Here is a 14,010-nt window from a genome sequence, read left to right as displayed (position 1 = left end):
CTACGATCTATGAAAACGCTTATCCCTTCACCGCTGATAGACTGACACTTCGCATGATGAACTTCTGGAACACCAGAAAGACAAAGATCGGCGGAATCATGACCATGAATAACAGTGCGAATTTAACGCTGCTATCCAGGCTTCTTGCATTGATGACATATTTATAGACCGCGGTAGCTAACGTATATTTGTCCTCGGTATGCATGACCAACGATGGCCAGAACCAGTCATTCCAAGCGGAGGAAAAGATGAATATCGATAGTGTCGCAAAAATCGGAATCGACAGCGGAACCGCAATCCGCAGGTAGCTGGTTACTTCTGATGCCCCGTCAATCCGCGCCGCTTCGAATATTTCCGGATGGATACCATCGAAGAAATTTTTCATCAGCAAAAAGTAGAACGCATTCGCGCCCGCAGGGAGCCAGAACGCCCAATACGAGTTCAACAGGCCTAAGTCCTTAAGGTTAACGAAGTTCGGAATCATATAGCTGGAAGCCGGAATGAACAGCGTCATCAGAATGAAGAAGTAGACCGCCCGGCTATAGGGAGCCCGGATCCGCGAAATACTAAAGGCTGCCAAGCCTAGTACCAGAATAGTAACGAGAAGAGAACCGACGAAAATGAGCATCGTATTCTTCAAAAACATCGGCAGCTCAATATAATTCCATGCCTTGGAGAAATTCTCCCAATGCCAGACTGTCGGGAAGAATCGCGGCGGGAAGGTGTTGACCTCCTGATTGCTTTTCAGTCCATTGAACATCGTCATGGCAATCGGGTACAGCATCGTAAAACACATAAAGGCGATACATAGAACCATAAATCCGTATACAACTTTATTCAGTGGCTTCTGCAAATCCGAAGCCGACAGGATGCCTCTTTCTTTCATGTTAGTAGTCCTCCTTCGTCAGCTTGAATTGAACAATTCCGAGTACGCTCAGCACAACGAACATGAGCACGCCCAGCGCCGTACCGGCACCATAGTCCAATTGGGTAAACGCATATTTGACGGTCAGGAGAGCATAAGTCAAGGTGGCTTTGTTCGGCCCGCCATCCAGCATGGCTAGTTGGGATTGATAGGCCTGGGAAGTACCGATTAATTGCAAGATCAGCATAAGCACAATCAGGCTGCGCATCGACGGAAGCGTAATATACTTGATCCGGCTCCATACGCCGGCACCGTCGATCTCGGCTGCTTCATACCAGTCGCGCGGAATGCTAAGTACCCCGGCCAGGTAGATCAGCATGGCTGAGCCGAATTGCTGCCACGTCTCCATGAAGACAAGCGCGATCATCGAGTAGCGGCCATCAGAGATGAACGAGGTCGGATCTGCTCCGAACCAACCAAGCACGGCGTTGATTGGACCAACCGGATCATACATCCAGCGCCACATGCCGTATAGTACAACGCCCGGCACAACGTAAGGCAGATATGCTGCGATCCGGGCAAAGCCCTGGAACAATTTCAATTCAGAAATTGCGATGGAGGCGGCAATAGGAACCCAGAATCCGATAATTAACGTCAGCAGCATGTAATACAGCGTATTTCTGACGGAAAGCAGCAGGTCAGGGTTATTGAGGATTTTAATATAGTTATCAATGCCTACGAAGATATTGCCATTAACAAAATCAATGTTGTAGAAGCTATACACCATCCCTTTGATGATCGGGACCCACAAGAAGACGATGAAGATGGCGATAGCCGGTACAAGGAATAAATATCCCCACATGTACTTCTTCAAGCTAGTCAGCCGCTTCTTTCGCGTCCTCGTCTTGTGCTCCGGTTCCTGATGCATGCTTCCCGGAGAAATTATCGTTTCTTCCATGATGCTCCCTCATTCCTCTATAATGTCTAGCTTCCATTTTAGAAAAGGACAGGGGCTGCGAACATGTCTAAAACTATGTGATGTATAACCGATCTTACTGCTATTTTTTCATATCGCTTGGGCTGACGCCGAAGTACTTTTTAAAGATTTTGCTGAAATGCTCCGGAGATTCATAACCTACCCGCTCAGCGATCTCATACCTCCGCAGGTCGGTGTGCAATATCAGTGATTTGCTCTCTTCCATACGCAGCTTAATGACATATTCCCACAGGTTGTAGCCTGTATTTTTCTTGAACAGGTAGCTCAAATAGTTTGGACTGACGTGGTTCTTCTTCGCCATCTCGTGAATCGTGAGTCCCTTTTGATTATAGTTTTCCTCAATATACCGCTTGGCCTGCGCCACAATGACATTGTTCTGCGTAGTCAACTCCTCGGCGGAAGGGTCCTGGGCATAATTATTCCAGTTGAAGTCCCCGTAATAGAACACATGATAGTCTTCCTGACCGGTTCCCCAAGAGATTGCCTTGTCAACCTGACGATTAAGAATATGCAGGAACTCTACTCCCTTCAAAATCTGGCTGATTCCAATCACGGCGGAGATACCCAAATACTTCTCGATATGATAGTGGAGGCTGCGTCCGATCATTTCCAGCTGGCTGATCTTGTTGACATCCAGCTCTGCATATTCCTGTTCGCTCCATTGCAGCAGAATGCCGATCTCCAGGTCGGCGGGATAAAAGACAACCGCATTCCATTCCTGATACAGCAGCTCCTTGGCCACATTTAGCGCAGCATATCGAAACAACCCGGAGTCCTTTCTGCTCTTCTCCGGCAGCCCGGTCGTTTCTTCTGCCCTGCGGGAAAGTTCCATTTTGATTTTGATCAATGAAAAATAAGGTCCGATTAACCCCCACTTGTTCATGGAGGTTGATGCATCCATACTCTTCCCGGTACCCTCAGTGTGGGTTGGGAAGGCGTTTAATAAGGCTGTAATCTCTTCATTCTTTCCATCCTCCGGCTCCTCCATATGAAAATGCTCCGCAGGCCGTTCCAGAAAATCAGTCATGGCCGGCACCGGTTTATCCATCTTCAGCAAGGCATTGCGAACCGAATCAAGAAATTGCTCGCTGTTCAGCGGTTTGATTAAATAATCTCGCGCTCCAAGGCGCAGCGCCATTTGTGCGTATTGGAACGTTTCGTGAGCAGAGATAATGATGGTCTGGACCCAAGGCTTAATAATCTTGGCCTGATGCATCAGCTCGATCCCGCTCATCTCCCCCATCTGAATGTCGGTAATCAGAAGATCGATAACCTCCATCCGAATATAGTCCAGCGCTTCATGTCCGCTGCCGGCCGTGAATATCGTATTTATGGCAAGGCCAGAGCTTGTTAGCAGCCCGGCAAGGCCTTTGCAAATCAATGGTTCGTCGTCTACCACCAAAATATTGTACATGTGCGTTCCCTCCTGTCTGATCTACTCTTCCTCTGGCAGGGTTCTTGGAATATGCAGTGTGGCGAGCGTACCTCCGCCGGAGCGCATGGCATAGCCAAGACCGTACCCCGCGCCAAAATGAAGACGAATGCGCTGATGAATATTGCGAATGCCATATCCGAGTGACGGGTCTGGTGTCTCTTCCTCTAATAAGCGGGAGATTTTCTCCAGATCAACGGCTCTGTAGCCATTGTCTTCAATCGTTACGAATATGTCCTCCTGATCTCCACGGACTGTAATGCAGATCATGCCGTCTTCTCCCATATGACGCACTCCATGAATCATCGAATTCTCGATCAGGGGCTGAAGCGTAATTTTGGGAATTAAAACCTGCCGATACTCCTCCGGAATGTCGATGCTGACCCGGAACTGATAGTCATGCCTGTGCTGCTGAAGCCTGATATAGGCGGTGGCATGCTCCATTTCCTCCTCCAGCGTAATGAGCTCTCGCCCTCGGCTCAGGCTGATCTTCATCAGCTTGGAAAGCTCCTTGATCATTTCGGCTGAGGCTGTATTTCCCTCCAGCGCGCTCTTCCAATAGATGCTCTCCAGTGTGTTGTACAGCAAATGGGGATTGATCTGCTGATACAGCAGTTGAAGCTGCGACTCCTTCTGCTTCAGATCCATCGTGTATTTGTAATGCACCAATGAGTTCAGGCGGCGCGCCATCTCATAGATCGTCGAAATCAGCACACTGACCTCATCCGTTCTCCCTCTGCGCGGGGTCTCGGGCACCACATTTCCAGGTTCGTAACGTCTGACGAAATAGACCAGCCGCTGGATCGGCGTCATCAGAGAGCGCCAGAAATAAAGTAAGAAGACGAGGCTGGCTACAAAATACACAATGGAGATAAGCTGGATCAGCCGCTTGATTTCGTTCTGTTGCTGCAGCAGCGCTTGAAGCGGCACTTTGTAGACCAGCTTTTGCTGGAGCACGTGATTCACATTCATTACATAGATATAGTCTTTGGTAATGATGTCTTTTACCGCCGATGTCATGTCCTCCATTTGCGCCTCTTCCGGCAGTTCAAGCACAGACCCCCACTCTCCGGTGGTCGAGCTCAGAATACGGTTGTTCCAATCGGTAAAATAAAGCTCTCCTTCCGGCAGGCTTACCGTCTCCAGGGATTCGCCCACCCGGGCATCCAGATTGGTCACCACCAGCACGCCAATTGTCCCGTTCTTGTAGATGCTGTTGATCGCTCTGATATAAGCAAGCGTCTGCTGGCTGCTTTGCCCCTCCGTAGGCGGCGACAAGTGCTCAATCATCCGCAGGTAGCCCTTCCCCTTCTTGGCCACCGCTTCCTCAAACCATTCCGGCTTCTCCTCGTCCGAGAAGAAATACACCCCTGACACTCGCGGTCCCGGATAGAATGGTGCAAAAAAGTATGTATTGTTCGGATCATAAACATAGAGTGAATAATAAATCGGTTCGCGGTCGTCCGTCTCCTGAGAGTACGTGGTAAGAATATCCTCGAGCTTCTCGTAGTTTTTCACGCGCTCAAGCACAGTCTTATCCGATGAAACCGGATTCAATTGCTGCAACAACTGATTCTGGAAGACGGTTGACGTTACTTTGTTTACAGCCTCAATATCCCGGTTAATCAGCCGGAAATTTTGCTTGCTTAGCTCGATATAGGCGTTGGTAACATGACGCTTCAGAATTTGCCCCGCCCGGTCATTACCGTATGCATTCAGGACAAATAAAGGAATTGTCAGCACGATAAACATCAGCACGAGCTGCTGCTTGACGTTCAGCTTGCTTAACGGATTTCGCAGTTTTCTTCTCACGTTCCTTCCCCCCGGCAATCTAACTATAGCAAGAATAAAAAAGGGTCAATATGCGTGTTTCTACGCACATCATGTCTATTCCTCCGATGGCCGTTCTTGCCCGGAGACCAGTGCGATGCATTCTCCTAAAGTGTAAACGATTTATGCCGGCTTGCCAGCAAAAAAATCGCGGGGAAGGTGTAGAAGCTGAACTCATGAACATGCGGGAGAGAGGCAACGAGTGAAGTGTTCTTTACGATCGCTGTTGTTCGCGGATATCTCTGACTGAACTATGCCATCATAGGGAAGAAATCCGCTCATAAAGGCGAACACTAAAGCTCTACGCTGCCGAAGTAGCCTTCTTACCATTCCACGCAGCTTCTTTAGTTCAACATAGATAGTTGTTGAGGAGGTCATTGCTTTTGAACAACTATTTCAGTGAAAAAGAGGGCGTCCCAAAGTCATCACAGATGATAAGGGACGCCTTTTTCAATTTACTTCTGCACCGCGTGCAGTTCCCAGCGCGCGGTGGGACGGTACGGGTGTCACCACATATGAGGTTACGCTGTACGTTGCAAAATAAGTGCCGAATGGCATTAAAATTATTGGCGTGGGCGCTCGTGCGGCGAAACAAGTGCCAAAAGGCATTAAAATTGCTGGCGTGGTCGGATCGTGCGGTGATTATAATGCAGATGTCATTAAAGCTTCGAGGCTTGTCAAAAGTAAGTTTGAAGGCCGGGTGGGTTTTCTCTCGCCCATAATTTGATCAAGAAAGCCGCAATGGACGCAAGAAACCAAGGAATCAAGCGAGAGAAGGCCGCTTAGCTCCTTGGTTTCTATATAAATATCACTCTATTTTGTTATTAAGGGTGCACAGAATTTTACTTTTGGGACACCCTCCTTCAAACATATCACGGCATCCACCCTCGCACTGCCGCCTATGGCAGCAGCGCGTCCAGCCCGCCGACGACCCGGTCGGCGGCTCCAAGAATGTCGGCACTGCCGATGCCGACCACGCGGCAGCCTGCTGCCTTGGCTGCCTCAACCCCTGCGGCTGCGTCTTCAAACACGACGCAGTCCGCCGGATCCAGGCCAAGCTCCGCACTGGCCGCCAAGAACACCTCAGGGTCTGGCTTCGCCTTAGCCACCTTCGTACCATCAACAACGGCATCGAACAGCCCGGTAATCCCGAGGCGTTCCAGAATAAACACCGCGTTCTTGCTCGCTGAGCCCAAGGCGACCCGTACTCCGCGGCTTCTCAAGCACATCAAATACTCCTTTGCCCCGGGAAGCAGCTCCGATGGCTCCAGCCGGGAGATATAGTCTACATATTCCTTATTTTTCGTCTCCGCCATTTGCTCACGCTCTGCTTCATCCGCATCCATCCCGCCTATTTCAAGCAGAATCTGGAGCGACCGCATCCGGCTGACTCCCTTCAAGCGCTCGTTGTCCGCTTCTGTAAACTCAAAGCCCAGACGGTTCGCAAGTGCCCGCCAGGCCAAGTAGTGATATTTGGCCGTATCCACGATTACGCCATCCAGATCAAAGATCGCACCCTTCATTGATTCCAGCATGTAATTCTCTCCTTATCTTGACCATCCATTTTCAGTCTTTACTAGCACACTTCACACTTATGCCTTCTAAGTAGCCTTTGTAGTTCAACTTATATAGAGGTTCCATCCTCCCACGGCTAATCCTGCTCCGTGGATTACTCCTGCCCCATTCGCAGAACAGCAGAAACACCGGGCTCAAGCGTTAGACTTTGCCCATACGCAGCAACACGAACCTCGCTCGTATTCCCTGCATCGGCCTCCAGCTCCACCTGTTCCCTGCCAACCCGTACCTTGATTTGCTGTCCGCGCAGAACCAGGCCGGTTTGAACCGCCTGCCACTTCTCTGGAAGTGAAGGAGAAATCGTCGCGCACTCCCCGTCAAAGCGGATACCGGCAAACCCTTGGACAGCAGCCATCCATGCACCGCCATTCGCAGCCGGATGGGTCCCGCCAATGTACAAGTCCCCGACATATTGCTTCGATTCTCCCGTCAGGTCGATCGTGGCCGTCCGCATAAAGTATGGATAGCCCCAGTCGGGGGAACCCGTATCGGCGGCAACCATCGCATAAATGCATGCGCTAAGACTTGATCCGTGCTCGGTACGCGGCTCGTAATAGGCCCAGTTCGCTTTTTTAACCACCGTATCATAGGCATCCTTAAATAAATGCAGCATCAACACAATATCTGCCTGCTTCAAAATTTGCGTTGTCGTTGCCAATCCGTTGCCGCCGCCCCAATATTCGTGCTTGTTGAGCACCCTGCCCTTAAGCTCGGGAAGCGGGACATCTTCCAGCGTGAAATAGCGATCAAATTGCTCTATCAGCCTGGTCTCGGAATCCGGTTCAGGCACATACAGTCGATCATGCATATCCCGAATATGCTCCGGCTTGATGGCACTTTTCTGCACCAACGCCTCATATTGCGCCGGACAAGCGGCATGCAGAATTTCCATCGCCTCCAGCGCAATGAAGAGCGTCCGTTTTACCATAGCATTGGTGAATGCATTATTATTCACCCGTTCATGATACTCATCCGGACCCGTGACATCAAGCACTTCATATCTTTGTTTTAACGGATTATAGTACGCATAGGAATAGAAGAATTTCGCGCATTCCCATACGGTCTCCGCCCCGCCCTTCAGCAGGATTTCTTCATCCCCGGTAAATTTATAATACTCCCAAATTGCGTAGGCTGCATCCGCGCTGATATGCACCTGTTTATCGCGGAAGTAGGTACGCATCGGCCGTCCGGTAAACACATCGTTTACATTGAAAAGCGTACAGGCATCGTCCCCGGTCTCCTGGCTTTCCCAGGCATAGAAAGCACCTTCATAGCCGTATTCAGCCGCTTTGCGCCGCGCTCCGTCCAAGGTATGAATCCGGTACATCACCAGATTCCGCGCCGTCTCCGGCTGCGTGTACAGAAAGAACGGAAGCATGAACATTTCCGTATCCCAGAATACCGCCCCCTTATACACTTGCCCCGATAGCCCTCTTGCGGGAATCGACAGCTTCTCTGAATGCTCGGGCGCAATAATCAACAGCTGGTACAGGCTGTAGCGAAGCGCTAATTGTGCCTCGTCATCGCCTTCAATCACCACGTCCGCCAAAGCCCACTTCCGCTCCCAGCAAGCCTCATGCTCGGCAAGCAGACCGGAATAGCCGGTACCAGCCGCTTCGCGGCAGAGACGCAACGCTGCAGCGCCCGGCTCCTCCTCATCCAGGCCTGTGCATACGGCGGCAAATCTATCAAATGTATAGGTCTTGCCTGCCCGGCATGCAAAAGTGATCATCCGGAAGATCGAGCCCGATTGCTGATCATAGCGAACCTCCATTGTCACAGCCTCTCGGTCATCAGCTTCCATGCTTGAGCCGATCCGCTCCGCCACCGCGAGCGGCACTTGCAACTCACGGGTCACTGCAGTTACAAGCAGGCTGTTCTGACGCTCCGATGCCTCAAGCTTCTCAAGGTGCGGACCGTTGATATCCCATATCTCCCCATCGATGCCCGTACGAATCGTTAATTGGCCGTCAGTGCTGCATGTCACGCTGAGCCGTCCCGCAATCACATTCAGCCGCGCTGCGCTGCAGAACCGCTCTGATTCTACGATTAGCTCTGCTCCCTTATCCGCCTTAAATACCGTATGGCGGTGATGTACCGCGCTGCGAATATCCAGTGCCTGCTCGTGCTCCACAGGCTCGCTGTCCGGCAAGGACAGCAATTGCCCCTCGAATTCAATGACTGCATACAGCGGATGCGGTGCATTGACCGGTTCACGCCATTTGCCGTCTACCTGATCATACAGCCCTGCCAGCGTTACTGCCGCCAGTTGGTCCTTTGTATACTCCTCCATCGTGCCTCTACAGCCCATATAGCCGTTGCCGATCATAAACTTGTTGCCGCTGGCGGCAATCCGGTTCCGGTCAAAGCCGTTCTCCCGAATCATCCAGTCTTGATTCGCAAGCTTCATACTACCCCACCTTTACTTGATCCAAAGGAACTCTGAGCTCTGAACCATCTACGGTCAGGCTTCGGCCATATACCGCAATGTCCATCGGTTCTCCGGACACGAGCTTGAACACCGCTTCATCCTTGTTCACTTCAACGGTCAGTCTGCTCCCGCGGAAGGTGATCGGGAAGCTGTAATGGGTCCATTGCTCCGGGATGCTCGGTGCAAATTGCAGCTTGTCTCCGTCGGATCGCATGCCGCCAAAGCCGTATACAATGTTCATCCAGGCCGCTGCAATCGAGGTCGTATGAAGACCTTCCCGCGTATTACGGTTATAGTTATCCAAATCAAGACGGGTCGCAAATTCAAAGAACCGGTAAGCTTCCTCCGGCCGCCCAATCTCGGCGGCAAGAATCGAATGGATCGATGGCGACAAGGAAGATTCATGAATACATCTAGGCTCATAATAATCATAATTGGCACGCTTCTCTTCCCGCGTGAACTGACTGCTGTACAGGAACATGAACATCAGCACATCCGGCTGCTTGATCATGTCATACCGATACAACCGATCATAAGACCAGTGCGAGTACAGCGGGAACTCCGTCACAGGGATCGAATGAATATCCAGATGCGGCATGTCAAAGAATCCATCGTGTTCTTCATACACGCCGGTGACTTCATCGCGGGGGATTTTCATATGATCGGCTTTATGCTTCCAATCTGCTGGCTCTTCATCCGTTAACCCGATTCTCTCCGCCAGAAGCGCGAACTTCTCCGGCTCCGTATTCTGCATGCCCTGGATCGATTCCAACGTATACTCGAACAGCTTCTTCGCCATCCAGTTGATATAGCAATTGTTGTTGACCATCAGTTGGAACTCGTCCGGACCCATTACGCCGAAATAACCATACTCGCCGCTCTTTTGTCCGAATTGTCCGCGAGTAGCATAGAAGCGGCTGATCTGAATCAGCATTTCAACTCCTTTATCATGAAGGAAGCTCGTGTCCCCAGTAATTGTTACATAGTGGCGCAGCCCGTAAGCGACTGCAGTACCTACATGCAGCTGGAGATTAGAATGCTGCCAAAGATCGCAGCTCTCGGTGCCGTCGATCGTCGCAATCGGATAAAATGCCCCTTCGCAATCCAGCTCCTTGGCCCGCTGAAGCGCATGAGGAAGCGATTTGTAGCGGAACTCCAGCAGGCTTTTTGCCGCCTTCGGATTATTGAAAATGTAGAACGGCAGACAGTACGACTCCGTATCCCAGAAGGCCAGCCCGCGATAGGCCTCGCCTGTCAGTCCTTTCGCCCCGATATTAAAGCCGGGATTGTCGCCGTGATAGGTCTGATACATCTGAAAAATACAGAACCGGATCCCTTGCTGATTGTCCGGATCGCCTGCAATCTCGATATCGGATGCCTCCCAGACCTGCTGCCAATAGGCTTGCTGCTGCTCAGCCGCATGGTCGTATCCCTTCCCGCGGATCGCTTCAACCAGGTCCATGCCTTGCCGCCACACCGCACTGTCGTCCAGCGCGTGATCCTTCTCTGCAACATTGATGACGAGTTTATCCATCACGGCTGAGACACCCTGCTCCAGCTTGAGCTTCAGGTCATAAGCGATCAGCCCGTCCTCAGACACCGGTAGACGTCCTGTCTCTGCAAGCGACACTGCCCGAAAACCGGAGAACAACCGGTTCTCTGTATTTTCAGTCTGACCCAGAATCGCCGCGATTCCCTGCTCCTCTTCCTGCTTCAGCACCGACCAATAACGCCGGCCTTGATCCTCATGCAGCACCGAGAAGTCCAGCCCCGTCCGAATCGTTGCCTCCCCGTCAAAGTCAACCGGTACCAGCGTGATCCGCTGGCCGCCGAGATGACAGTTCCGCATGCTGACCAGACGCTCGAACGCAAGCTTTAGGCTCTTGCCGCTCCGCAGATGCCAGGTCAACTCCCGGCGGTAAATTCCTGTTCTGAAATCCACTTCCCTGCGGTAATCCGAGAACCGGCTTGTCGCCAAGTCCAATGTCTCGCCATCCACTGTAATTCGGGTGTACAGCCAATCAACCGCGTTGACCATGAAGCGCAGTGATTTAATAATTCCTTTATAGTGGGCTGCTACCTTACTCTCTTCATATAGCCCGTTAAAATAACTCCCCAGCAGCGTATCCCCGCCATATCCTTCCTCTGGGTATCCTCTGACGCCCATATATTCATTCCCCAGTGAAAAAATCGATTCGGAAACCCGGTTGCGCGCCGGATCAAACCCTTCTTCGACTACTTTCCAGGGATCAACCACCAAGTATTTGTCCGCGATTTTCGGCATGCTCTGCTCCCACTCCTTTACACATTTTACTTCTCCAGATTAGCCCAAGAGGACTTACCGGCCCAATGTCCAACTCTAATGACCTTATGTGCGATCATACGAAGTTGGATTTCTCTGGATTGCAGCAGAAAAAGGCAACATGACAACTAAATCCGGCAGCTATAGGAGCAACCTATCAAAATGATTTGAACTATATATTTCACCAATTCATGCTTGTGCCGCATAATGGAGTCATGACATGACCGGGGAGGAAGCGGAGATGAGCGGTAAGCAGATTTGGCAGGCCGGATTGTACGATGAAAAACTGGGATATGTAGCGGAATACGGAAAAGGTGTCGTGGAATTGCTTAGCCCCAAGCCAGGCGAACGGATTCTCGATCTGGGCTGCGGTACCGGGGATCTGACTCATGAGATTTCCAAGTCCGGCGCGGAAGTGCTGGGCATGGACCTGGCAGAACCGATGGTACATCAGGCAAGGAATAAGTATCCCCATCTGAGCTTTAAAGTGGGAAATGCCGAGCATTTTGAATTGGAGAGTCCGGTGGAAGCGGTGTTCTCGAATGCGGCCTTGCACTGGATGAAGGATGGCCGGGGCGCAGCCTCTTCCGTTTGGAACGCCTTGAAGCCCGGCGGACGATTCGTTGCCGAATTCGGGGGAAAAGGAAATGTAGCTGCGATTGTCCAAAGCTTGGGGACGATCCTGGAACAAGACTACGGAATAGACGCCGGATCGCTTAACCCTTGGTATTTTCCCAGCTTGGGAGAATACAGCACATTGCTTGAGGAGCTTGGATTCCGAATCGCTTATGCGGCGCATTTCGACCGGCCCACCAAGTTGGGAGAAGGTGAAGATGGCCTGATTCATTGGCTGAATGGCTTTGCCGCCGGCCCGTTTCTCGCAGGCTTTGAGGAGGCCGAAAAAGGTCATGTGCTTCAAAAGGTAGCGAAGCTGGCGAAAACGGAGTTATTCCGGGACGGAGAATGGTACGCGGATTACGTGCGTTTGCTGATCGTAGCAGTAAGGCAGCAGTAAAGTGGAGTGCTGTATAAATTGAACTATTGGAAGCTGCACTGAAAAGGCATAAGTGTAAAGTATTCTGTTAAAGCGAAGCGTTTGCCTTTGTTCGCGGATTTCCCCCATATCATGGCTTAGTTCAGTCGGAGAAATCCGCGGACAACAGCGATCGTAAGAATACTTTACACGTTGCCTCCAATGTACATCATTAGTTCAAATTATATAGCACAATCAATCACCTGTAGATTATAAGTTAATAAATACCGTCTTCATCTTGCTGCTGTACTGCACATCGAGTCCGAGTCCCTTCACGAGTAGTGCTAGGGGTACATAAGTCTTCTGTTCCGAGCCTACCTTTTGCAAAAATGCCGGACTGGCTGTCTCTAATGAAATGCCGTTTGCAGTAACTGTCTTGGCACCAATGGGAATCACTACCTCACTGCCGTTATACGAAACGGTTGCCGTGCTGCTCTTGGAATCCCATTTCGAAGTACCTCCAATGGCATCCGTAATGTCACGCAATACAACAAAGGTTTGACCGTTCTTCACAACCGGCGGATAAGGTGTCTGTAATTCCGTGCCGCTGACGACAACCGAAAGTTCTGCCGTTCCGGTCTTCGCTGCTGTCTCCCGGTAAGTGCCCCAGATGGATTCCGCCAGCACTTTGGCAATCGTCTCATAGCCGGATTGGTTCGGATGCACATCTTCATTGAAAATATGTGTATAGGACAGCTCCTTGCCGACAAACTTCTCGGCGACATGCGCCGCCTTCACAGACTTGCCCTCTTGAACCAAGGCCGCAACCGCCTCATCGACCGCCTGCGTGAAGCCGGCGGCAACCTCGCTCAGCATGACATACTGGCTCTCTCCGGCAATCTTAGGAACCGGCTGATACTGGTCTGCCAGGATAATCTGCGCATCGGGATTAACTACGGTCAGAACGGAGAGAATTTCTTGAATGTTTGTCTTATAGACTGTAAGTAATTCATTTGCCTTTGTCTCTAGCTGCTCTGCACTCAGACTCTTCGCCTGCCCAATCAACTGCGATACATCATTTCCGCCGATGGTGATCAGAATCGTGTCCGCTTGGGCGAGCTTGATCTTGGTTCCCGGTATTCCGGAGGCAAAGACGCTGATTCGCGGATCAGATATCCCCGGTTGGATGGTGTCTGCGGTTACCGCACTCCCCTCTTGGATAGCTTTGAGGTAATTCAGCAGTCCGGTGCTTGTCAGTCCGAGAATACCGTAATTCGTTACTTCCGTTCTGTTATGGAACAAGGCCTGCTCCTTGATCCGGTCTACATAACCATAAACAGCAGAGGCCTCCGTCATTCCCGGCTCGTATCCCGCTGTAATCGAATCTCCAATGGCTACGATAGTCTGAAGGCTGCTTTGCTTGATTGTTGGTTGACTTCCGGCTTCTGCGGCATTTGCTGTTATCTCGGCAAATGCCGCCGTGCCTCCTCCAGCCAGCAGTGCCAGCGACAGCATGCCTGTCAGTAGTATGCGGCCTTTGCTATGGACTAAGGATTTCTTCTTCATCAGTTCCCCCACCTCTCCTGAATAAAAAGGCGCCCCTTC

General features: G+C 51.1%; 9 protein-coding genes. 1 reads left to right on the top strand and 8 read right to left on the bottom strand.

The window, feature by feature from the left end:
- Positions 1-19: 19 nt before the first annotated feature.
- The 7 genes from KQJ23_RS17425 to KQJ23_RS17395 form a co-directional block, all read right to left on the bottom strand.
- Positions 20-886: a carbohydrate ABC transporter permease gene (locus tag KQJ23_RS17425; RefSeq protein WP_044480136.1), complete on the bottom strand. Its 867-nt coding sequence runs from the start codon at positions 884-886 to the stop codon at positions 20-22.
- 1 nt (position 887) lies between these two features.
- Entirely contained in the window at positions 888-1,793 is a 906-nt protein-coding gene (locus KQJ23_RS17420; RefSeq protein WP_430522313.1) for a carbohydrate ABC transporter permease, read from the bottom strand.
- A gap of 130 nt (positions 1,794-1,923) precedes the next feature.
- A complete protein-coding gene (locus tag KQJ23_RS17415; protein ID WP_216480187.1) occupies positions 1,924-3,276 on the bottom strand; it encodes a response regulator in 1,353 nt (450 codons plus the stop codon).
- A gap of 21 nt (positions 3,277-3,297) precedes the next feature.
- The gene (locus KQJ23_RS17410; RefSeq protein WP_216480186.1) at positions 3,298-5,106 is read right to left on the bottom strand and encodes a cache domain-containing sensor histidine kinase; all 1,809 of its coding nucleotides are present in this window, start codon (positions 5,104-5,106) and stop codon (positions 3,298-3,300) included.
- Between the two features lie 917 nt (positions 5,107-6,023).
- Positions 6,024-6,659 (bottom strand): beta-phosphoglucomutase, encoded by a 636-nt coding sequence (gene pgmB, locus KQJ23_RS17405; protein WP_216480185.1) that lies wholly within the window; start codon positions 6,657-6,659, stop codon positions 6,024-6,026.
- 134 nt (positions 6,660-6,793) lie between these two features.
- Positions 6,794-9,109, bottom strand: coding sequence for a glycoside hydrolase family 65 protein (locus KQJ23_RS17400; RefSeq protein ID WP_216480184.1), 2,316 nt, complete (start codon positions 9,107-9,109; stop codon positions 6,794-6,796).
- 1 nt (position 9,110) lies between these two features.
- Positions 9,111-11,414 carry a glycoside hydrolase family 65 protein gene (locus tag KQJ23_RS17395; RefSeq protein WP_216480183.1) on the bottom strand — a complete coding sequence of 768 codons (2,304 nt, stop codon included), beginning with the start codon at positions 11,412-11,414 and terminating at the stop codon, positions 9,111-9,113.
- 259 nt (positions 11,415-11,673) lie between these two features.
- On the opposite strand from KQJ23_RS17395, the gene KQJ23_RS17390 reads away from it, so the two are divergent.
- Positions 11,674-12,447 (top strand): class I SAM-dependent methyltransferase, encoded by a 774-nt coding sequence (locus tag KQJ23_RS17390; RefSeq protein ID WP_216480182.1) that lies wholly within the window; start codon positions 11,674-11,676, stop codon positions 12,445-12,447.
- 228 nt (positions 12,448-12,675) lie between these two features.
- Here the strand turns inward: KQJ23_RS17390 and KQJ23_RS17385 are convergent, their stop codons facing one another.
- Complete coding sequence (locus KQJ23_RS17385) at positions 12,676-13,971, bottom strand: stalk domain-containing protein (protein ID WP_249529856.1); 1,296 nt, start codon at positions 13,969-13,971, stop codon at positions 12,676-12,678.
- Positions 13,972-14,010: the final 39 nt, after the last annotated feature.

This window comes from Paenibacillus brevis (genome assembly GCF_018919145.1).
Lineage (GTDB): Bacteria > Bacillota > Bacilli > Paenibacillales > Paenibacillaceae > Fontibacillus > Fontibacillus brevis.
The sequence above is the reverse complement of the archived record's forward strand: the minus strand, read 5'-3'. Positions and strand labels throughout refer to the sequence as shown.

What these genes read in the sequence shown, in the direction of transcription:
- KQJ23_RS17425 (WP_044480136.1), bottom strand. Translation starts at nt 886, where the DNA reads ATGAAAGAAAGAGGCATCCTGTCGGCTTCGGATTTGCAGAAGCCACTG.
- KQJ23_RS17415 (WP_216480187.1), bottom strand. Translation starts at nt 3,276, where the DNA reads ATGTACAATATTTTGGTGGTAGACGACGAACCATTGATTTGCAAAGGC.
- KQJ23_RS17395 (WP_216480183.1), bottom strand. Translation starts at nt 11,414, where the DNA reads ATGCCGAAAATCGCGGACAAATACTTGGTGGTTGATCCCTGGAAAGTA.
- KQJ23_RS17420 (WP_430522313.1), bottom strand. Translation starts at nt 1,793, where the DNA reads ATGCATCAGGAACCGGAGCACAAGACGAGGACGCGAAAGAAGCGGCTG.
- KQJ23_RS17390 (WP_216480182.1), top strand. Translation starts at nt 11,674, where the DNA reads ATGAGCGGTAAGCAGATTTGGCAGGCCGGATTGTACGATGAAAAACTG.
- pgmB (WP_216480185.1), bottom strand. Translation starts at nt 6,659, where the DNA reads ATGCTGGAATCAATGAAGGGTGCGATCTTTGATCTGGATGGCGTAATC.
- KQJ23_RS17385 (WP_249529856.1), bottom strand. Translation starts at nt 13,971, where the DNA reads ATGAAGAAGAAATCCTTAGTCCATAGCAAAGGCCGCATACTACTGACA.
- KQJ23_RS17400 (WP_216480184.1), bottom strand. Translation starts at nt 9,109, where the DNA reads ATGAAGCTTGCGAATCAAGACTGGATGATTCGGGAGAACGGCTTTGAC.